This is a genomic window from Ruegeria sp. BI7 (assembly GCF_056537925.1).
This window is the reverse complement of sequence record NZ_JBQFSK010000001.1, coordinates 1,085,349-1,105,498: the sequence shown is the minus strand read 5'-3', so window position 1 is coordinate 1,105,498 and position 20,150 is coordinate 1,085,349. Positions and strand designations below refer to the sequence as shown.

Genomic DNA, 20,150 nt, shown 5'->3' with positions numbered 1-20,150 from the left:
ATGCGTAATGCGGCGTCCGGATCAGGGCGCCGTTTTGCGTTTTCAGCGCATCTTTACGCGCCAAGACAACAGCATCGGAATACACCATGACCCCGGCCGCTCGTATTCAGGCTTCGATTGAAATCCTTGACCAGATTCTCTTGGGTATGCCTGTCGAGAAGTCACTGACCAACTGGGCGCGACGCAGCCGGTTTGCCGGATCCAAGGATCGTGCTGCGGTTCGTGATCATGTGTTTGATGCGTTGCGGTGTCAGCGGTCCTATGCGGCGCTGGGTGGTGCTGACACTGGCCGAGGTTTGATGATCGGTGCGCTTCGCGCCTCTGGCGAACGGCCGGAGGATTTGTTCACAGGCGCCCGTCACGCGCCCGCGATTTTATCTGAGTGTGAGGTCGGGCGTGATTTTCGTTCGGATGCCGAGTCTTTGGACATTCCCGAATGGCTCTGGCCCAGATTTCAGTCCTCACTGGGAGATCAGGCAGTTGCCGTCGCGCGGGCGCTGCAACACCGCGCGCCGGTGCATCTGCGGGTTAATCTGGTCAAAACGGATGTAGCTTTCGCAAGCAAATCGCTAGCGGCTGAAGACATTACAGCCGCCCCGCATCCAACTTGCGAAACAGCCTTGGAAGTGACCCAAGGCGCGCGCAAGATCGCCCAAAGCCGGACCTATGCAACGGGGCTGGTCGAACTTCAGGACGCCGCCAGTCAGGCCGTTGTGGCCGCTTTGAATCTGCGCCCGGGGATGCGGGTTCTGGACTATTGCGCAGGTGGGGGTGGCAAGTCGTTGGCCCTGGCCGCGCATCAGGGGGTCGAGGTGTTTGCCCATGATGTAAACGCAGGCCGGATGCGTGACTTGCCTGCGCGCGCGGAACGTGCGGGGGTGCGGATTCAGATCGTGTCCACGGACCAACTCGAACAGCAAAAGCCGTTTGATGTCATTCTCGCGGATGCGCCATGTTCGGGCAGCGGGTCGTGGCGACGTGCGCCTGCGGGCAAGTGGGCGCTAACCGAAAGTCGCTTGCAGGAGCTTACCGGAATTCAATCGACCATTCTGGATAAGTTATCGACAATGGTCGCGCCGGGCGGTGTCTTGGCCTATGCGACGTGTTCGATGTTGGAGGATGAAAACGGCGCTGTCGTCGCCTCCTTTCTGTGCGCCAATCCAGAGTGGTCCGAGGCATTTCGCAAAACGTGGCTTGTTTCGCACGGAGCTGATGGTTTCTTCACTGCACACTTGACGCGATAGTGCGTCAGAGCATAGCAACTTTAGGTAGAGTATCCGGTTTCGCTTAATCGGACATTAACCTTATTTGGGCTGACTACGCCAAAGCCCATCGACTTGAGTTGTTTATGACTGACACTACGGAAGTATTCGCCGATCCGTCTGACCACAAAACCCCATCCGGCCTGCGACTTGCCTCTTTGGTTGTCATCGGTGCGCTTCTAAGCCTGACGCCGGTTTTAGGGCTGTTGCCCGACGTTTGGCATACAGGCTTCATGGTTGCGGGCGTATCCCTTCTGGCCGCTTCGTTTCTGGTGGTTCTTCGGGGGAAGATCACGGACTATTTGGCGCAGCAGGCGGTGAAAACCATGGCCGTTTTCGCAGAGCAAGATCTGTTTCCCTGCGTGATTGCGAATGCCCAAGGCGAAATTCTGGCCGCCAACCCCGAGGCACGCGCGCAGTTTCAGGCCTTTCCGGGCAGTCGGTTAGAGCAATGCCTGAAATCCCTGTTCGCGAACCCTCCGGCTATTTTGCTTCGACTGCAGTCATCGGCTGAAATTTATGGCAAAGCCCGCGAAGACATTGTGACCGTTGGGTCAACGATCCCGGTTTCAGTGTTCAATGTTGGTCAGGGTCGGTTTTGCTGGCGTTTTCATCTGGATACGCCAGGACAGTGGGACGAGGTCAACATCCCGGTCCTGACCGAGGGGCGCAACGGCACTTTGCTGCGGGTGAATGATGCAGCGGCGCATATGCTGGGGCAGAGGCCGGACGCGCTGAACGAAGTGCTCACGAGCGATTCTCATACGCAGGGTGAAATTGTACAGGTTCAGACAACAAGGGGTGCGGTTTCAGCCATTGTAAGCGAACTCGGCTGGTCCGGCACTGTGCGAAACCTGCTTGTGTTGCCTGTGGCGCAGGACCGGCAAGCCAGCAGTGGTACATCCTTTGCCGATTTGCCAGTGCCGATCATGCGCCTTGCCCCCGATGGTCGTATTCTCGAGGCGAACCGGCTGGCGGTAAAGTTGATCGGTGATATCGAGCCCGACGAAACCAATGTCGATCAGATCATGCAAGGGCTGGGGCATCCAATCTTGGATTGGTTGGGGCGGACCGCCGCACAAGAACCCACGATGCGGTCCGAGTTTCTGCGGCTGACCCGCCAGGACAAAGAGATTTTTGTTCAGGTCACCTTAAACCGTGTGGTAAACAACGGGCAGGTCTGCCTGATTGCGGTGTTGAATGACGCTACTGAACTCAAAACGCTTGAGGCACAGTTCGTGCAGGGTCAGAAAATGCAGGCGGTGGGCCAGTTGGCCGGTGGCGTTGCCCATGATTTCAACAATTTGCTGACAGCCATTTCCGGGCATTGCGACCTGCTGCTTTTGCGGCACGACCAAAATGACCCGAACTACGGCGATCTGGTTCAGATCAACCAGAATGCCAACAGGGCTGCGGCTCTGGTCAGTCAGCTGCTGGCGTTTTCGCGCAAACAAACCTTGCAGCCCGAGGTGCTGGATCTGCGCGATACGATCTCGGATCTGATCCACCTGCTGAACCGATTGGTGGGCGAAAAAGTGCGTCTGATACTCAGCCATGATCCGGTTCTGAAACCCGTCCGGGCGGACAAAAGACAGCTAGAGCAGGTGCTGATGAACCTAGTTGTGAACGCGCGCGACGCCATGCCGGATGGCGGCGAGGTTCGGATTGAGACCGAGGTGGTCGTGCTGAGCCAACCCTTCACACGCGACCGTGCCACGGTTCAGCCGGGGGAATACGTGACCGTCAAGGTAATCGACAGCGGCACTGGTATCCCGGCAGACAAGCTGCAAAAGGTATTTGAGCCGTTCTATACGACCAAGCGCACTGGCGAAGGTACGGGGTTGGGCTTGTCCACGGTCTATGGAATCGTCAAGCAAACGGGCGGGTTCATTTTTGTCGACAGCCTTCCGGGACATGGAACTGAGTTCATTGTCTACCTTCCGGTGTCCGCCGCGCCTCAGGAAGTTCAGCAAGAGTTGTTGCCCGCGGTCGAAATGCAGAGCGCTCGGCAGGGTGAGGGTGTTGTGCTGTTGGTTGAAGACGAGGCCCCGGTGCGTGCCTTTGCAACACGCGCATTAAGGTTGAAGGGCTATACCGTTCTTGAGGCCGGGTCGGCAGAAGAGGCACTGCGCTTGCTTGAGGACGGGGCGTTGAATGTCGATGTTTTTGTCACCGATGTGGTCATGCCCGGGATGGATGGGCCAACTTGGGTGCGTCAGGCGATGAAAACGCGTCCGGATGTACGGGTGATCTTCATGTCTGGCTATACCGAAGGGGCCTTTGGTGATTCCGGGCCGGAAATCGCGCATTCGGCCTTCTTGCCGAAACCATTCTCATTGAATGAGCTGACCGAAGCGGTGTTTCAACAGATTAACTGACCAAATCAAAGTGCAGCGTCGTGGCATATGAACTCGGCGTCGTGGCGTTTTCGAAACTTTCGCTCGGTTTCAAGTGACAGGGCAAGCTCACGTCGGGGTGAGATATTTTCCTGCTGCAGGTTAATCTGCATGTTCAGACGATCCTGAAGGAAGTTCAAAATCTTATCCTGATTTTCGTATTTGAAGACATGGCTTGCACCAAAACCGTTGCTTCGGGTGCGGAAAAACTGACTTTGGCTGCCCACATCCGCGAAATCGGGGCGCGGAGATTTCATATAGGCCTGCACAAAATCGTCAAAGGATATGTCACGAGTTGAATGTGGATGCCCGACCCGGTCATCGCGGCTGCGGAATCGGTACCAACTGCCCAGCCAGTCGATCGGTTCGCGTACGACGGCCATGACCTCCATTTCGGTGTCGTACATTTTCCGAAAAATGTTCTGAAAAAAGCGGTCATAGCGCCGCACAGGAGCGTGCTTCAGATCCGGTGGACCGGCTACGACAAAATCGGCGCGCTCGCGCAGGGCTGAGTGATAGGCCGTGCTGCCGGTCTTTGGAACAGCCAGAAACGCGAGGCGTTCCTTATAGAAAACAAGCATTTATTTGCCTTTTGCCGATCTTTGTTACGGGTGCAGATTGGCGTAAACGACTCTTTAACACAATTGCCCAACAGTAAGTATTGTAAGTTTTAGTTGAAATGTTCTCTTTTTGGTCCCATAAGGAACAAGAGGCGAACAAAGCAGCGATTGCCGCCCGTTCAAGGGTGTGACAAAAGGGAAGGCGACAGGACAATGGCGGATCTTCTGACGATGAGCGACAAGAAAAACGCAGACAAGCAAAAGGCGCTCGACAGCGCGCTGGCCCAGATCGAACGCCAGTTCGGCAAGGGTTCGATCATGAAGCTGGGCGAGGATTCCAAGCAGGACATCGAGGCCAGCTCGACCGGCTCTCTGGGTCTGGATATTGCTCTGGGGATTGGCGGCCTACCGATGGGCCGGATCGTTGAAATTTACGGGCCAGAAAGCTCTGGTAAGACGACGCTGACGTTGCACTGCATTGCCGAACAGCAAAAGCGTGGTGGTGTTTGCGCTTTTGTTGACGCGGAACATGCGCTGGACCCGCAATATGCGCGCAAGCTGGGCGTCGATCTGGACGAGTTGCTGATCTCACAGCCCGACACCGGCGAACAGGCGCTTGAGATTACCGATACGTTGGTGCGCTCGGGTGCGGTGAACATGGTTGTCGTCGACTCTGTTGCGGCTTTGACGCCGAAATCCGAGTTGGAAGGCGACATGGGCGACAGCAATGTCGGCGTTCAGGCCCGTTTGATGAGCCAGGCGATGCGCAAACTGACCGGTTCGATCAGCCGCTCGAACTGCATGGTAATCTTCATCAACCAGATTCGGATGAAAATCGGCGTGATGTTCGGCAGCCCGGAAACCACGACCGGTGGTAACGCTCTGAAATTCTACAGCTCGGTCCGCTTGGACATCCGCCGTATCGGCGCCATCAAAGATCGTGATGAGGTTGTGGGCAACCAGACCCGCGTCAAAGTGGTCAAGAACAAGGTGGCGCCACCATTCAAACAGGTCGAATTCGACATCATGTATGGTGAAGGCATCAGCAAGATGGGCGAACTGCTGGATCTGGGCGTCAAGGCTGGCGTGGTCGAAAAGTCGGGCTCATGGTTCAGCTATGGCGACGAACGGATCGGGCAGGGGCGAGAGAATGCCAAGCAATACCTGCGCGACAACAGCCGCGCCGCGCTTGAGATTGAAGACAAGATTCGCGCAGCACACGGTCTGGATTTCGAAATGCCGCCCGGCGCGACTGAGGATGATGATATCCTCGAGGCATAAACGCTCGCTGACGGGAACGGAAAAAATTCCGCGTCACACAGCCAGTGCTTAGAAAATCCGAAACAAGGCGGTCCATCGGGGTCGCCTTGTTTCGTTCTGCGAGTCCAACGCTGTGGACTATCCGCAGGGACAGGGATAAACCCGTTTTGACACAATATGATTGCGCGCCGAGAGAGCCTTATGCCCACGCTGAATGATATCCGATCAACATTTCTGAACTACTTTGACAAACAGGGGCACGAAGTGGTGCCGTCCAGCCCTCTGGTCCCGCGCAACGACCCGACGCTGATGTTCGTGAACTCGGGGATGGTGCAGTTCAAAAACCTGTTTACCGGTGTGGAAACCCGCGACTATCAGCGTGCGACCACCGCTCAGAAATGTGTGCGCGCGGGCGGCAAGCACAACGATCTGGACAATGTGGGCTATACCGCACGGCACCACACGTTCTTTGAAATGCTAGGGAATTTCTCGTTCGGTGATTATTTCAAACCCGAGGCAATCCCGTTTGCCTGGGAGTTGATCACTAAGGAATTCGGTGTCGACAAGAACCGCCTGCTGACCACTGTCTATCACACCGATGATGAGGCGTTTGAAATCTGGAAGAAGGTTGGTGTGCCAGAAGACCGGATCATCCGTATCGCCACCAATGACAACTTCTGGCAGATGGGCCCCACCGGCCCGTGCGGTCCGTGTACCGAGATTTTCTATGATCATGGCGATCACATATGGGGTGGCCCTCCCGGATCGGCCGAGGAAGACGGCGACCGGTTCATTGAAATCTGGAACATCGTTTTCATGCAGAACGAGCAGTTCGAAGACGGCTCGATGGTCGAACTCGACATGCAGTCGATCGACACCGGCATGGGGCTGGAGCGGATTGGGGCGCTGCTGCAAGGAAGCCATGACAACTATGACACGGACCTGTTCAAAACCCTGATCGAGGCGTCGGCGGACGCCACGGGCGTTGATCCTTATGGTGATCAGAACGTGCATCACCGGGTGATTGCGGATCACCTGCGTTCGACATCGTTCCTGATCGCAGATGGTGTGATGCCGTCGAATGACGGCCGAGGCTACGTTCTGCGGCGGATCATGCGCCGCGCCATGCGTCACGCGCATTTGCTGGGCGCGAAAGACCCGGTCATGCACCGGTTGGTGCCCGCGCTGGTGCAACTGATGGGCGCGCAATATACCGAGCTTGGTCAGGCGCAAGCCCTGATCGAAGAGACGCTGCTGCTGGAAGAAACCCGCTTTAAACAGACGCTGGATCGCGGTCTGAAGCTGTTGGATGATGAGGTCTCTGGCCTGCCTGAAGGCAGTGCATTGTCTGGTGAAGCGGCGTTCAAGCTGTATGACACTTACGGTTTCCCACTGGATTTAACGCAAGATGCATTGCGTGAAAAAGGCCGGACTGTGGATACGGACGGGTTCGATGCGGCCATGGCCGAGCAAAAAGCCAAGGCCCGCGCCGCTTGGGCCGGGTCCGGTGAGTCAGCGGATCAGGCTGTTTGGTTTGATGTGCTGGATGCAGCGGGCGCCACCGATTTTCTGGGTTACGACACCGAAAAAGCCGAAGGGCAGGTGGCAGCTCTGGTGGTTGATGGCGCTTTGGTTGACAAGATTGAAAAGGGCGGCTCGGGATGGGTTGTCGTGAACCAGACGCCATTCTATGGCGAAGCTGGTGGTCAGGTTGGTGACACCGGGGAAATTCGGCGTCTTGAGAACCTGCAAGACGTGGCGCAAGTCGAAGACACGCGCAAGTTTGCAGAAGGTAAGGTTTATGCGCATCGGGTCACGGTAAGTCAGGGTACTTTGTCGAAGGGCGATGCTGTTGAGCTTGAGGTTGATCATGCCCGTCGAACAGCGATCCGGGCCAACCATTCGGCCACGCACTTGCTGCACGAGGCGCTCCGTGAAACGCTGGGTGATCACGTGGCACAGCGCGGTTCGCTGAATGCATCAGATCGGCTGCGTTTCGATTTCAGCCATTCCAAAGCGCTTAGCCCTGATGAGATTCAAAAGATTGAACGTGAAGTGAATGAATTCATTCGCCAGAACTCGACCGTTGAAACGCGAATCATGACGCCCGACGATGCGCGCGAACTGGGTGCGCAGGCGTTGTTTGGTGAGAAGTACGGAGACGAAGTCCGGGTTGTGTCGATGGGTAAAGCTCAGACAGGCAAGGGTCATGACGGTGATACATGGTCCATCGAACTGTGTGGCGGCACGCATGTGCGTCAGACCGGTGATATCGGCACGTTTGTTGTACTGGGTGACAGTGCCAGCAGTGCCGGTGTGCGCCGGATCGAGGCGCTGACCGGGGATGAGGCATTCCGGCATCTGTCGGCGCAAGATCAGCGGCTGGGTCAGATTGCTTCGGAATTGAAAGCGCAGCCGGATGATGTGGTCACCCGTGTCAAGTCTCTGCTGGATGAACGCAAAGCCTTGCAAAACGAGGTTGCTCAGTTGCGCCGTGATCTGGCGATGGCCGGTGGTGCAGGGCAGGGCGGCGGAGCCGAGACGCGCGAAGTGAACGGTGTGCCTTTCCTGGCGCAGGCGCTGAGCGGAGTTTCGGGCAAGGATCTACCTGCATTGATTGACGAACACAAAAGCCGTCTGGGCTCGGGCGCGGTGCTGTTGATTGCGGATGCCGGTGGCAAGGCTGCCGTGGCTGCTGGTGTAACATCGGACCTGACCGACAAGGTTTCAGCCGTTGATTTGGTACGGGCTGCAGTGGTCGAACTGGGTGGCAAGGGTGGCGGCGGACGCCCGGACATGGCGCAGGGCGGTGGCCGGGATGCGTCAAATTCAGAAGCGGCAATCAAAGCCGCAGAACAAGTTTTGGGAGGATAAAATGCCGGCACTTTGGATTGCCCACGTGACCGTGACGGACAACGAGGCCTATGGCAAATATGCTGAACTGGCAGGACCGGCGCTTGCCAAGCACGGGGGCTCGTTCATCGCACGTGCTGGACGGTATGTGCAGCTTGAAGGGAAAGAGCGCCCACGCAATGTTGTTGCCCGTTTCCCCTCGGTCGAGGCCGCAGTGGAATGCTACAATTCACCCGAATATCAACAGGCGCTGGACCATGCACGCGGGGCTAGTGAACGTGAATTGTTGATTGTCGAGACCACTGAATAAAGCTCGACCGCCAAAGATTGGCCAACTTCTGGTTGTGTAGGCGGAATTTAGCCAATGGATAAGTCAGGCAACTTGATGAGTCGCCTGACTTTTTTGATATCGCAATATTTATATATATTACAGTTATTTGCCTTTAAAAGCTTACGCTAAGTTAACCTGGCGTAACTTTTGGATTGTGGCCAAGCCCTCACAATTCTTGCCTGAAATGGTCAAAATGCGGAACGAATTTCCGCCTCTTTTTCCTTGCAACTTCACCTCAGATTGCGCAAACGGTCCCGTCTACTGATAGTTAAGCTAAACGATCTACGGTCCTGTTTGTCCGCAATTGCGAGGATGAATAATGGTCGAGGAACAGGCATGAAGCTGTTGAGCAATGAACTCAGAGATGTATCTGCACGGTTGATCTCATCAATTGGTCGACTGGTTGCTGTATCCGCATTGGCGTTAGGAACTTTGGGTGTTGGCACCGATGCACAAGCAACCGAGGGACGCTTTATCCAGATTGCAGCCGTGTCGCCGCCGCCGTCAGGCGCTCGGCAATTGTGCCGTCAATACAGATGGGCGTGTTCGACCAAAGCAACTGTGTCCATGTCCAGCCAGAAAGAGATGCAGATTATTCAACGGGTAAATCGTCAGGTGAATGCTACGACACGCGCGGTAACGGATCGGTCGCAATATCGGACCGCGGAAAGATGGGCCTTGCCGACCTCTCGTGGTGGAGATTGCGAAGATTTTGCGCTGCTTAAGAAACGCGATTTAATTCGGGCCGGGGTTGATCCCAGTAAATTGCTTATCGCGACTGTGTTAGATGCAAAGCGCAATTCACATGCCGTGCTTGTCTATCGCTCGGCAGCCGGAGACTTGGTCCTGGATAACCTTACCAATCAAATAAAACCGTGGGCCGCCACGCAATATCTGTTCCTTCGCATGCAAAACCCAAGGAAACCCAGCGGTTGGGTTGGTGTTTACGGTCGTAGTTGAGGCTTTTCTCAAATGCCCATCAGGCTTGAAGAAAAAAAGGGCGGCCCGGAGGTCGCCCTTTGTGCATTCCATGGTTTTTAGCTTGATCTGATCATTAATTCAGCATCTTAGGACGCAAGTCAGATCCAGCAGTTCGGTTAAAACGTTCCACCGCTGCCGGGGCCGCCAGCATTTCCACCAGAAGCGCCGCCTGTGCTGCCGCCATTACCGTTGCCGCCGCCGCCGCCACCTTGTCCGTTGTTGCTGCCGCCATTGCCGGTGCCCGGTCCTGAACCACCGTTGTTGCCGCCGCCATTACCGCTGTTTCCGGCGTTCCCGTTCCCATTGCCCGGGCCACCGTTATTGCCGCCGTTGCCACTGCCGCCATCGGTGCCGCCGCCATTGCTGCCGCCGTTCCCGGAACCGCCACCGCCATTGCCGCTACCGCCGCCTTGGCCATTATTGCTGCCGCCATTGCCGGTGCCCGGTCCTGAACCACCGTTGTTGCCGCCGCCATTACCGCTGTTTCCGGCGTTCCCGTTTCCATTGCCCGGGCCACCATTATTGCCGCCATTGCCATTGCCGGAATTGCCACCGTCGCCGTTATTGCCGCCGTTGCCATTGCCGGAATTGCCACCGCCGCCATTGTTGCCGCCGTTGCCATTGCCGGAATTGCCACCGCCGCCATTGTTGCCGCCGTTGCCGTTGCCGGAATTGCCACCGCCGCCATTGTTGCCGCCGTTGCCGTTGCCGGAATTGCCACCGCCGCCATTGTTGCCGCCGTTGCCGTTACCGGAATTGCCACCGCCGCCATTATTGCCGCCGTTGCCGTTACCGGAATTGCCACCGCCGCCATTGTTGCCGCCGTTGCCGTTACCGGAATTGCCACCGCCGCCATTATTGCCGCCGCCGCCGTTATTGCCGCCGCCGCCACCGCCGCCGCCGTTATTGCCGCCGCCGCCACCGCCGCCGTTATTGCCGCCGCCACCGCCGCCGCCGCCATTGTTGCCGCCGCCGTCGTCACTGCTGCCGCCGCCGTTATCACCGTTGCCTGAAGCGCCAAAGGTGTCGCTGTCACTATCGCGATCAGATGCAGCCGTGGACGCCGTTGGCAAATCAGTCAGGACAGCCGCAAAAGCCGGACAACTATCAAGTGTACGGGCCAGAATGTCCTCGAAATCAGCTCGGCGTTGGATATAGCGCAACATGCGCGTATCGACGACTGAGCAGCCGCACAACGTTTCTGTCGATACCGATTGTCGGGCTGTTTTGATGTTGCATCTTTCCGCCTGCGCCGCGCTGGCGGTGATGAACGGTAATGTTGCTGAGACAAATACAAAAGATAATAAATGGGATTTCACGCGCATGGCGCCGCTCCTTCAGAACTCGTTACTAACACTATTGCACTACAGTTTGTGCTTTACGTTTTGGTACATCAATTGTGCCATACTTCAACCATAATTACACCCATTTTGGGTCACATTTACAGGGGGTGTTTAATTTGAATTAATTTTAGGAACAAATTTTACGCGAAAAAAATACACTTAAAACAAAGAGAAAGCCCGCCAAAACGGCGGGCTTTTCGTATATTTGCGCAGTTCATGCGCGCACAAATTTGTCAGATGTGTGGCATTGTTGCAATTGCGGCAACTATACTTAAGGGAGACTCAAGCAGACTTCGCCATACGCTTGCGTTCATGCGGGTCCAGAAAGCGTTTGCGTAGACGAACAGCGTTTGGGGTGACCTCAACCAATTCATCATCATCGATATAAGCAATCGCCTCTTCCAGCGAGAACTGAACGTGGGGCGTAAGCCGTACGGCATCGTCAGATCCGCTTGCGCGAACGTTGGTCAGCTTTTTACCCTTGAGAGGGTTTACTTCCAGATCATTGTCGCGCGAATGCTCACCGATAACCATGCCCTGGTAAACGTCGGTTTGTGGGGCAACGAACATGCGGCCACGCTCTTCCAAGTTCCACAGGGCATAAGCCACGGCCTGACCCTTCTCCATCGAGATCAGAACGCCTGCGCGACGGCCCGGGATCGGGCCCTTGTGCGCGGCCCAGCCGTGGAACACGCGGTTCAGAACGCCGGTGCCACGTGTGTCTGTCAGGAACTCGCCATGATACCCGATCAACCCGCGTGAAGGGACGTGTGCGATGATCCGGGTTTTGCCTGCACCGGCGGGGCGCATTTCGGCCAATTCACCTTTGCGTGCACCGGTGATCTTTTCGATCACCGAGCCCGAAAACTCGTCATCGACGTCGATAGTGACTTCTTCGATAGGTTCCAGACGCTGGCCTTCTTCCTCACGGAACAGAACCTGCGGGCGCGAAATGCTGAGTTCGAACCCTTCGCGGCGCATATTCTCGATCAGAACGCCCATTTGCAATTCGCCACGACCCGCGACCTCAAACGCCTCGCCGCCGGGGGTATCGGTGATGCGGATGGCGACGTTGGATTCGGCCTCTTTCATCAGTCGGTCACGAATAACGCGGGATTGGACCTTTTTGCCGTCACGACCTGCCAGAGGGGAATCGTTAATGCCAAAGGTCACAGTGATGGTCGGTGGATCGATGGGCTGGGCGGGCAGGGCTTCTTCGACCTGCGGGGATACCAACGAGTCCGCCACCGTGGCCTTGCTCATCCCTGCAATGGTAACGATGTCCCCAGCTTCGGCCACGTCGATGGGTTGTTGCGCGAGGCCACGAAACGCCAGGATTTTCGACGCGCGGAAGTTTTCGATCTGGGTGCCATCGCGTGACAGCGCCTTGAGGCTGTCGCCGGCTTTCAGCGTGCCGCTTTCCACGCGGCCGGTCAGGATACGGCCGATGAAGGGATCACTGCCCAGCGTGGTCGCCAGCATGCGGAACGGTTCGTCCTTGCGTTCGGCCTGTTGCGGGGCAGGGACGTGATCAACGATCAGGTCGAACAGCGCAGTCAGGTCCTTGCGCGGTCCGTCCAGTTCCATATCTGCCCAGCCCGAACGGCCCGATGCGTACATTGCCGGGAAGTCCAGTTGGTCATCATCAGCGCCAAGGTTGGCGAACAGGTCGAAACATTCGTCCAGCGCGCGGTCGGGTTCGGCGTCGGGCTTGTCGACTTTGTTCAAAACGACGATCGGGCGCAGTCCCAGCGCAAGCGCCTTGGAGGTCACAAACTTGGTCTGTGGCATCGGGCCTTCGGCGGCATCGACCAGCAGTACCACGCCGTCGACCATGCTGAGAATCCGCTCAACCTCGCCACCAAAATCGGCGTGCCCGGGGGTGTCGACGATGTTGATGCGCGTGCCCTTCCACTCGACCGAGGTGGCTTTGGCCAGGATGGTGATGCCACGCTCGCGTTCAAGATCGTTGCTGTCCATGGCGCGTTCAGCCACAGCTTGGTTTTCCCGGAACGCGCCGGATTGTTTGAGCAGCTCATCCACCAGGGTCGTCTTGCCGTGGTCCACGTGAGCGATGATTGCGATATTGCGCAGGTCCATGAGAGGTCAGCCTTTGAACGGGAAGTTGCCGCGCGCATAGCGTGGTTTGACCAAATAGACCAGCCCTAACCGGCGATCAGTGGCCGGCCGTCTTGGAAAACAGGTGAATGATCAGGATTCCGGCCAAAATCATGATCAACCCAATGACGGCTGGCCAGTCCAGCCTTTGCCCGAAAACAATGAAGCCGATGATCGCGATCAGAAAGATGCCAAGCCCGGACCAGATCGCATAAACAATTCCGACCGGCATGTATCTTAGCGTCAGGCCCAGCAGGTAAAAAGCAATGCCATAGCTGACAACCACCAGAACGGAGGGCCAGAAACGACTGAACTGTTGGCTGGCTTGCAGGGACGTTGTGCCGATGGTCTCTGCGATGACCGCCAGCAACAAGATCAGATAGGCTTTGGGCACGGTAAGTATCTCGACAAATGTTTTGCGAGGTTGAGCATGAAAACGGCAAAGCGAGCAAGCAAAATTTCGGAATCTCGACATGCGCAATGACGTTAAGGCAAAAACACTAGCCATTTAGGAAGTATGGATAACCTGACTATTTTTTGACCCTGGGTTATGTTAAAAACGCGTTGTTTTTTAATGATTTTTGTTTTCCAGGTTACATCGCATGACTAAATTTGCAGGAATAATAGTTTTTGTTTCGGCTTTGATCGTGGCGCTTGGGTGGCTTGCTGGCGGGGGGTCCGTCGACAAAAACGCGGCCAAGTTTGTTGAACGGTTAGATAGTTTTCAGGTTTGAGCGCCTGCCGAAACAAGGGAAAAAGAGGCCTTTGCGCCTCTTTTTCTTTTCCTACGTGGTGGCCATGGCGGCGAAATAGGCATCTAGCTGGGGTTGCAGCCACGCCCACAAGTCTGGTGCGCCGCGTTTGACCGGAGTGCCGACACGGGTTTCGATCTGCGCATAACTGACATCATAATCCACCCATGATCCGCCGCCCGTTGCCAGGTTTCCGACTGGTGTCTGAAAACGGTCAACTGCCTTGGCAAAGCGGGCATCGGGACTGTCGGCTGCTTCGAACTCATGCCACAGAGACAGAAAGGTCGCCTTTTGATTATCCGGTAGCATCCCGAACAGGCGCTCTGCTGCGGCTTGCTCTTCGGCTTCTTGGGCCGCGTGGTCGACATGACCATGAATGGGGTTATCCCCGGCGTCGATCTCAACAACATCATGCAGCAGAAGCATTTGTAAAACGCGGTCAATGGACACATCGGGTGCTGCGTATTCGGACAGAATCCAAGCGTACAGCATGATGTGCCATGAATGCTCGGCCGAATTCTCGAACCGCTCACCGCTGAGCAGGCGCGAAGCCCGGTAGACGGATTTCAGTTGGTCGCTTTCGGCAAGAAATCCAAGGCGAGCTGAGAATGAAGTCTGTGCAGGGGTGTCTCCGATCAGCAGGCTTTGCGCTGTGGTATAGGCGTCTGGAAATTCGGTCTTCAGATAAGCGGCCCGCCCGCCGTTCAGATTGTCCTGAACAATAGCTTTGTGATCCGCCCTCGGGGCCGCGGCGCAGAGGACCTGAAACATCGGCTGGCAGCGATCAAGGGATTTCGCAAATCTGGCGTCTTGGGTCTGATCGGCCTCGAACTCTTGCCACAGGTTCAGACAAGCCTCGGCCTGATCTTCGGGCAAAAGATCGAACAATTCTGATGCGGCGGCTTGCTCGGCCCGTTCGACCGCTTGCCAATCGGTTTGCAGATGGATCGGATGATCGCCGACAATGATTTCGACCAAATCATGCAGCAACAGCATGCGGATGACCCGATCAATGCTGACACCTTCATCAGCCAAGGGTTGCATAACCAGCGCCCAAAGCGCGAGTTGCCAGCTGTGTTCAGCGGCGTTTTCAGCGCGGGACTGATCCAGAAGAAAGTTCGCGCGATTGACCGATTTCAGCCTGTCCACGCGTTTGAGAAATTCGATTTGCGCGGACAGTCTGTTCGTCATTGTTTTTCGATCGCTTTCAATTTGGAGCGGTGATCCGAGAGCCTCTGGATCACGAACTTGCGGGCTTTGCGCTCGGCCAAGCGCACGCGAATTTCGGTCAGGAAGGCCTCTTCCAAAGTCTGCGAGGACGCTCCCAGATGTTCGCCCACTTCGACAAAGAAACGGTCGTCGCCGGTTTCATCCATCACTTTCATTGTGTCCTCGGCCAGCTTGGCGGCCAGGGTGGTGATGGTGTCAGACATCAGCGTGTGTTCTCGGTCAGGCGGCGTTTCACATAGTCGCTGACATCGGTCATCAGAGTATCCATGTGACGATCCTGGAAGAAGTGATCGGCGCCATCAACCTCGTTATGGGTGATGGTGATTCCCTTTTGTTCGTGCAGCTTGTTCACCAGCGAGGTTGTGTCCGCAGGTGGTGCCACGCGGTCGGCTGATCCGTTGATGATCAGGCCCGAGGACGGGCAGGGCGCCAGGAACGAAAAGTCGTACATATTTGCAGGGGGTGACACGCTGATAAAGCCGGTGATTTCCGGGCGCCGCATCAACAACTGCATGCCGATCCATGCACCAAACGAGAAACCCGCGACCCAGCAGTGTTTCGAGTTGTTGTTCATTGACTGCAGGTAATCCAGCGCCGAGGCTGCGTCGCTCAACTCACCAACACCCTGGTCGTATTCACCCTGGCTGCGACCCACGCCACGGAAATTGAACCGCAAAACGGTAAAGCCCATGTTGTAGAATGCGTAATGCAGATTGTAGACCACCTTGTTGTTCATGGTCCCGCCAAATTGAGGATGCGGATGAAGCACGATGGCGATCGGTGCGTCTTTTTCCTTTTGCGGGTGGTAGCGGCCTTCCAGGCGGCCTTCGGGTCCGGGAAAAATCACCTCGGGCATGTGTGCTTTGGTCCTGTCTTTTTCTTCTTGGTGCCGGGATATACTTGACGGTTATCGTCAGGCACCTTAGAACGGTTCTAATAATTTTGCATTGCGCAATGCGCTGCCCGTCGGAGATACGCACTGGCAGCGGCGGCGTCAATGTTTTCGCGCGGTATCGACCAAAAGGGGACGAGAATGAAGCTTTCGACCAAGGGTCGCTACGCGATGGTAGCTATGGCCGATATCGCCCTGCAACCGACAGATACGCTTGTAACGCTGAGTGAGATTTCTGAGCGGCAGGACATCTCACTGCCTTATCTTGAGCAATTGTTCGTGAAACTACGCCGAGCCGATCTGGTTTCATCGGTTCGCGGACCGGGTGGCGGGTATCGGTTGTCGCGGTCGCCTTCGGAAATTCGCGTGGTCGAGATTCTGTCGGCGGTCGACGAAACAGTGGATGCGCTGCAAAAAGGCGCAGGGGCGTCGGGTGCGTCATCAGGAAGCCGGGCGCAATCGCTAAGCAACCGCTTGTGGGAAGGGCTAAGTGCCCATGTTTATGTTTTTCTACATCAAACCCGACTGTCGGACGTAATCAGAAACGATTTGGCCCCGTGTCCCGCGGTTCCGAGCCTGTTTGCAGTGGTGGACGAGTGAGATTATGCACTTGGTCTATGAAAACGCGATACCACTTCGCATTCGTGAAAAGGTGACTCTATGAGTCGTGTTTACCTGGATCATAATGCCACGACTCCTTTGCGCCCCGAGGCCAGAGAGGCGATGATCGCGGCGATGGAGGTTTGCGGCAACCCTTCTTCGGTGCATGCCGAGGGACGTGCCGCCAAGGCCTTGATCGAGAAGGCGCGGGCGCAAATCGCGGCGGCCTTTGGTGCGGATGGGGCGGATATCGTATTCACGTCGGGTTCCACCGAGGGGGCGGCGCTGACCTTACGCGGGCGTGGCCTGCATGGATCTGCTGTTGAGCATGACGCGGTAAGATCCTGGATTACAGAAGACTTGCCAGCGGACGCCTCGGGCCGCGTTCAAGTCTCCGATCCTGCTCAATCGACCTTGCAGCTGGCGAATTCGGAAACCGGTATCGTGCAGGCTTTGCCTGCGGGGCTTGCCGTAACCGACGCGACGCAGGCTTTTGGAAAACTACCGGTGGCCTTCAACTGGCTGGGTGCCCAAATGGCGCTGATCTCAGCGCATAAATTGGGTGGCCCCAAGGGTGTCGGCGCTGTTGTGATGAAACGCGGCACGGATTTGCCTGCCCAAATTCAAGGCGGTGGTCAGGAAATGGGGCGCCGGTCGGGTACCGAAAATGTCATTGGAATCGCGGGCTTCGGGGCCGCAGCAGAAGCCGCTGCACGGGATCTTGCCAATGGGGTTTGGGACAAGGTCAAAGAAATTAGAAATATTCTAGAAAATGCCCTTGAGGCCGGTTCTAAATTGACTATTTTTGTCGGGAAGGATCAGGATCGCCTGCCTAACACATTGTGTTTTGCCACCCCGGGATGGAAAGGCGAAACGCAGGTCATGCAAATGGACCTGGCGGGGTTTGCCATCAGCGCGGGTTCTGCCTGTTCCAGTGGCAAGGTGCGCGCCAGCACGGTCCTCACGGCAATGGGGTATGATGAGGTCACGGCAGCCAGCGCAATACGCGTTTCGCTGGGACCTTTTACGACGAAAGAAGATGTGCTGCGTTTCGCCGAAACGTGGCTGGAAAAAGAGAAAAAGCATCGCGCGCGTGCCGCGTGACTTGACGGAGTGAAGGAAATGGCCGCTTTGGACCAGACCCAGGTAAAAGAAGGTGTCGATCAGGAAACCGTGGACGCGGTGCGCGAGGCTGGCACTTATAAATACGGCTGGGATACCGATATCGAAATGGAGTACGCGCCCAAAGGTGTGAACCCGGATATCGTTCGACTGATCTCTGACAAAAACGAAGAGCCTGAATGGATGACCGAATGGCGTCTGTCGGCCTTTGAACGCTGGACCAAGATGGAAGAGCCGACCTGGGCGATGGTACATTACCCGCCGATCGACTTTCAGGACCAGTATTACTATGCCCGTCCCAAGTCGATGGAAGAAAAGCCAAAATCGCTGGACGAGGTCGACCCCAAACTGCTGGCCACCTATGAAAAGCTGGGCATTCCGCTGAAAGAACAGATGATTTTGGCCGGCGTCGAAGGCGCCGAGAATGCGCCCGCCGAAGGCCGTAAGGTCGCTGTGGACGCGGTATTTGACTCGGTCTCTGTTGGTACAACCTTCAAGGATGAGCTTGCCAAGGCTGGTGTGATCTTCTGCTCGATCTCTGAGGCGATCAAGGAACACCCTGAACTGGTTAAGAAATACTTGGGCACTGTGGTTCCGGTATCCGACAACTTCTATGCCACGCTGAACTCGGCCGTATTCTCGGACGGATCGTTCGTTTACATCCCACCGGGTGTTCGCTGCCCGATGGAGCTGAGCACCTATTTCCGCATCAACGCCGAAAACACTGGTCAGTTCGAACGCACGCTGATCATCGCCGATAAGGGATCATATGTGTCCTATCTGGAAGGCTGCACCGCGCCGCAACGTGATACCGCGCAGTTGCATGCCGCTGTGGTTGAGATCATCGTCGAAGAAGATGCTGAAGTTAAATACTCGACCGTTCAGAACTGGTTCCCCGGTGATGAAAACGGCAAGGGCGGTATCTATAACTTTGTGACCAAGCGGGCGGATTGCCGGGGCGACCGGTCCAAGGTGATGTGGACGCAGGTCGAAACCGGCTCGGCCGTGACCTGGAAATACCCGTCCTGCATCCTGCGTGGCAATGAAAGCCAAGGTGAGTTCTATTCGATCGCGATTGCCAACAATTATCAGCAGGCCGACACCGGCACCAAGATGATTCACTTAGGTAAGAACACAAAGTCGCGCATCGTGTCCAAGGGCATCAGCGCGGGCAAGGCGCAGAACACCTATCGCGGGCTGGTTTCGATGCACCCCAAGGCGAAGGACAGCCGGAACTATACGCAGTGTGACAGCCTGCTGATCGGTGACAAATGCGGCGCACATACGGTTCCGTATATCGAGGTCAAGAACAACTCGAGCCGTGTGGAACACGAAGCGACGACATCCAAAGTGGACGACGATCAGCTGTTCTACTGCCGCCAGCGCGGTATGGACGAGGAAGAAGCCGTGGCCTTGGTCGTCAACGGGTTCTGCAAGGACGTGCTGCAGGCATTGCCGATGGAATTTGCCATGGAAGCGCAGCAGCTTGTTGCAATCTCGCTGGAAGGCTCGGTTGGGTAGAAGCATTCTGGAAAAGGCTTCCTCTGGGACTACTGTGAAATGCCAAAATTTTTTGACATCAACAGGTTGCACCACCTGATCGATCTTCTCGGTCCGGAAAGATTGACGCGCGTTGTGGATATCGGAGCCAATCCACTGGATGAATCACCGTACTACAAACTCAGAGATGCGAAGCTGTGTGAAGTGTGGGGTTTTGAACCTCAACCAGAGGCATATGCCCAATTGGTTGAGTCAGCAGGATCGCAGGAACACTATCTACCGTATGCTGTGGGGTGCGGAGGTGAACAAACGCTCAACGTGTACAGGAGCAGTGGTTTTACGTCTTTTTACGAGCCAAACCCGGATTGGTTGGCAACTCTAGGGAAGTGGGACAAACAACTCACGCTTAAGGAAAAGTTGGATGTTGTCGGACATCGTCTGGACGATATTGAAGGCTTGCCCGAGTTTGATTTGCTCAAAATCGACGTTCAAGGTGCCGAGACCCAGATTTTTGAAGAAGGTGGCAAAAAGCTGAGCGAGGCATGCGCGGTTATTTCTGAAGTGGCTGCGATTCCCATCTACCAGGACCAACCACTGTTGAATGCTCAGATGTCTGTTTTGGAAAGATACGGATACTCTCTTCACAAGTTTCTCTTCTTCAAACCGAGAGCGCTGCATGGAAGCAAGTTGTCCAAACGCCTGCGCCCAAGGTTTCACGCCAACCAGTTGACCGATGGGGACGCAGTGTTTCTGCGAAACTTGTTGAACTTGGATAAAGTGGAAAGCGAAAAACTAAAGCATCTCGCCATTCTGGCCGACTCGGTATTCGAAAGCTTCGATGTCGCGGCTCTTTCACTGACAGAACTATTGAAACGTGGAGAAATTTCTGAGGAATCCGCGAATAGTTATGTTGACCAATTGCACAAAACAACCTGAAACGATACGCGCTC

17 protein-coding genes are annotated in these 20,150 nt (G+C 55.9%); 10 read left to right on the top strand and 7 right to left on the bottom strand.

All coding sequences use genetic code 11. The features are described 5' to 3' along the window. Nucleotides 1-86 precede the first annotated feature (86 nt). Together ACR0JB_RS05525 and ACR0JB_RS05520 are read left to right on the top strand one after the other, a co-directional pair. The gene (locus ACR0JB_RS05525) at nucleotides 87-1,244 is read left to right on the top strand and encodes an RsmB/NOP family class I SAM-dependent RNA methyltransferase (RefSeq protein ID WP_170505817.1); all 1,158 of its coding nucleotides are present in this window, start codon (nucleotides 87-89) and stop codon (nucleotides 1,242-1,244) included. A gap of 104 nt (nucleotides 1,245-1,348) precedes the next feature. Next, complete coding sequence (locus tag ACR0JB_RS05520) at nucleotides 1,349-3,640, top strand: hybrid sensor histidine kinase/response regulator (protein WP_480789738.1); 2,292 nt, start codon at nucleotides 1,349-1,351, stop codon at nucleotides 3,638-3,640. Nucleotides 3,641-3,645: 5 nt separating this feature from the next. Here the strand turns inward: ACR0JB_RS05520 and ACR0JB_RS05515 are convergent, their stop codons facing one another. Then, complete coding sequence (locus tag ACR0JB_RS05515; RefSeq protein WP_170505823.1) at nucleotides 3,646-4,239, bottom strand: sulfotransferase family 2 domain-containing protein; 594 nt, start codon at nucleotides 4,237-4,239, stop codon at nucleotides 3,646-3,648. Between the two features lie 192 nt (nucleotides 4,240-4,431). Between ACR0JB_RS05515 and recA the strand changes: the two genes are divergently transcribed. The 4 genes from recA (at nucleotide 4,432) to ACR0JB_RS05495 (ending at nucleotide 9,622) form a co-directional block, all read left to right on the top strand. Further along, nucleotides 4,432-5,499, top strand: coding sequence for a recombinase RecA (gene recA, locus ACR0JB_RS05510; protein WP_170348763.1), 1,068 nt, complete (start codon nucleotides 4,432-4,434; stop codon nucleotides 5,497-5,499). Nucleotides 5,500-5,679: 180 nt separating this feature from the next. Further along, nucleotides 5,680-8,352: an alanine--tRNA ligase gene (gene alaS, locus ACR0JB_RS05505; protein ID WP_480646683.1), complete on the top strand. Its 2,673-nt coding sequence runs from the start codon at nucleotides 5,680-5,682 to the stop codon at nucleotides 8,350-8,352. Nucleotide 8,353: 1 nt separating this feature from the next. After that, nucleotides 8,354-8,641: a DUF1330 domain-containing protein gene (locus ACR0JB_RS05500; protein WP_170348761.1), complete on the top strand. Its 288-nt coding sequence runs from the start codon at nucleotides 8,354-8,356 to the stop codon at nucleotides 8,639-8,641. 357 nt (nucleotides 8,642-8,998) lie between these two features. Next, nucleotides 8,999-9,622 carry a transglutaminase-like cysteine peptidase gene (locus ACR0JB_RS05495; RefSeq protein ID WP_170394146.1) on the top strand — a complete coding sequence of 208 codons (624 nt, stop codon included), beginning with the start codon at nucleotides 8,999-9,001 and terminating at the stop codon, nucleotides 9,620-9,622. A gap of 137 nt (nucleotides 9,623-9,759) precedes the next feature. On the opposite strand, the gene ACR0JB_RS05490 is transcribed toward ACR0JB_RS05495, so the two are convergent. From ACR0JB_RS05490 to ACR0JB_RS05465, 6 genes are all read right to left on the bottom strand, one after another. Then, nucleotides 9,760-10,809, bottom strand: coding sequence for a hypothetical protein (locus ACR0JB_RS05490; RefSeq protein ID WP_480789737.1), 1,050 nt, complete (start codon nucleotides 10,807-10,809; stop codon nucleotides 9,760-9,762). Nucleotides 10,810-11,268: 459 nt separating this feature from the next. Then, on the bottom strand, nucleotides 11,269-13,086 hold the full coding sequence (gene typA / locus ACR0JB_RS05485; protein WP_170394144.1) for a translational GTPase TypA: 1,818 nt from the start codon (nucleotides 13,084-13,086) through the stop codon (nucleotides 11,269-11,271). A gap of 76 nt (nucleotides 13,087-13,162) precedes the next feature. Further along, entirely contained in the window at nucleotides 13,163-13,498 is a 336-nt protein-coding gene (locus ACR0JB_RS05480) for a DMT family transporter (RefSeq protein WP_226688434.1), read from the bottom strand. Between the two features lie 391 nt (nucleotides 13,499-13,889). Further along, a complete protein-coding gene (locus ACR0JB_RS05475) occupies nucleotides 13,890-15,047 on the bottom strand; it encodes an HD domain-containing protein (RefSeq protein WP_480789736.1) in 1,158 nt (385 codons plus the stop codon). Next, a complete protein-coding gene (locus tag ACR0JB_RS05470) occupies nucleotides 15,044-15,289 on the bottom strand; it encodes a hypothetical protein (RefSeq protein ID WP_170348755.1) in 246 nt (81 codons plus the stop codon). Before ACR0JB_RS05470 ends, ACR0JB_RS05475 begins: the two co-directional genes overlap by 4 nt. After that, on the bottom strand, nucleotides 15,289-15,942 hold the full coding sequence (locus ACR0JB_RS05465; protein ID WP_170348754.1) for an alpha/beta hydrolase: 654 nt from the start codon (nucleotides 15,940-15,942) through the stop codon (nucleotides 15,289-15,291). Before ACR0JB_RS05465 ends, ACR0JB_RS05470 begins: the two co-directional genes overlap by 1 nt. 177 nt (nucleotides 15,943-16,119) lie before the next feature. Here ACR0JB_RS05465 and iscR point away from each other — a divergent pair, with 177 nt between their 5' ends. Genes iscR through ACR0JB_RS05445 form a run of 4 tightly spaced genes read left to right on the top strand, consistent with a single transcriptional unit; the run spans nucleotide 16,120 to nucleotide 20,136 of the window. Beyond that, entirely contained in the window at nucleotides 16,120-16,578 is a 459-nt protein-coding gene (iscR, locus tag ACR0JB_RS05460; protein ID WP_170348753.1) for a Fe-S cluster assembly transcriptional regulator IscR, read from the top strand. Between the two features lie 60 nt (nucleotides 16,579-16,638). Then, complete coding sequence (locus ACR0JB_RS05455) at nucleotides 16,639-17,682, top strand: cysteine desulfurase family protein (protein WP_170505313.1); 1,044 nt, start codon at nucleotides 16,639-16,641, stop codon at nucleotides 17,680-17,682. Nucleotides 17,683-17,700: 18 nt separating this feature from the next. Beyond that, on the top strand, nucleotides 17,701-19,221 hold the full coding sequence (sufB, locus tag ACR0JB_RS05450) for a Fe-S cluster assembly protein SufB (protein ID WP_170348751.1): 1,521 nt from the start codon (nucleotides 17,701-17,703) through the stop codon (nucleotides 19,219-19,221). 39 nt (nucleotides 19,222-19,260) lie between these two features. Continuing rightward, entirely contained in the window at nucleotides 19,261-20,136 is an 876-nt protein-coding gene (locus ACR0JB_RS05445) for an FkbM family methyltransferase (protein ID WP_170394136.1), read from the top strand. The last annotated feature ends 14 nt before the right edge of the window (nucleotides 20,137-20,150 follow it).

Bases quoted from the DNA above. Each gene is read 5' to 3' on its own strand.
- ACR0JB_RS05525 (WP_170505817.1), top strand. From the start codon at position 87: ATGACCCCGGCCGCTCGTATTCAGGCTTCGATTGAAATCCTTGACCAG.
- ACR0JB_RS05520 (WP_480789738.1), top strand. From the start codon at position 1,349: ATGACTGACACTACGGAAGTATTCGCCGATCCGTCTGACCACAAAACC.
- ACR0JB_RS05515 (WP_170505823.1), bottom strand. From the start codon at position 4,239: ATGCTTGTTTTCTATAAGGAACGCCTCGCGTTTCTGGCTGTTCCAAAG.
- recA (WP_170348763.1), top strand. From the start codon at position 4,432: ATGGCGGATCTTCTGACGATGAGCGACAAGAAAAACGCAGACAAGCAA.
- alaS (WP_480646683.1), top strand. From the start codon at position 5,680: ATGCCCACGCTGAATGATATCCGATCAACATTTCTGAACTACTTTGAC.
- ACR0JB_RS05500 (WP_170348761.1), top strand. From the start codon at position 8,354: ATGCCGGCACTTTGGATTGCCCACGTGACCGTGACGGACAACGAGGCC.
- ACR0JB_RS05495 (WP_170394146.1), top strand. From the start codon at position 8,999: ATGAAGCTGTTGAGCAATGAACTCAGAGATGTATCTGCACGGTTGATC.
- ACR0JB_RS05490 (WP_480789737.1), bottom strand. From the start codon at position 10,809: ATGTTGCGCTATATCCAACGCCGAGCTGATTTCGAGGACATTCTGGCC.
- typA (WP_170394144.1), bottom strand. From the start codon at position 13,086: ATGGACCTGCGCAATATCGCAATCATCGCTCACGTGGACCACGGCAAG.
- ACR0JB_RS05475 (WP_480789736.1), bottom strand. From the start codon at position 15,047: ATGACGAACAGACTGTCCGCGCAAATCGAATTTCTCAAACGCGTGGAC.
- ACR0JB_RS05470 (WP_170348755.1), bottom strand. From the start codon at position 15,289: ATGTCTGACACCATCACCACCCTGGCCGCCAAGCTGGCCGAGGACACA.
- ACR0JB_RS05465 (WP_170348754.1), bottom strand. From the start codon at position 15,942: ATGCCCGAGGTGATTTTTCCCGGACCCGAAGGCCGCCTGGAAGGCCGC.
- iscR (WP_170348753.1), top strand. From the start codon at position 16,120: ATGAAGCTTTCGACCAAGGGTCGCTACGCGATGGTAGCTATGGCCGAT.
- ACR0JB_RS05455 (WP_170505313.1), top strand. From the start codon at position 16,639: ATGAGTCGTGTTTACCTGGATCATAATGCCACGACTCCTTTGCGCCCC.
- sufB (WP_170348751.1), top strand. From the start codon at position 17,701: ATGGCCGCTTTGGACCAGACCCAGGTAAAAGAAGGTGTCGATCAGGAA.
- ACR0JB_RS05445 (WP_170394136.1), top strand. From the start codon at position 19,261: ATGCCAAAATTTTTTGACATCAACAGGTTGCACCACCTGATCGATCTT.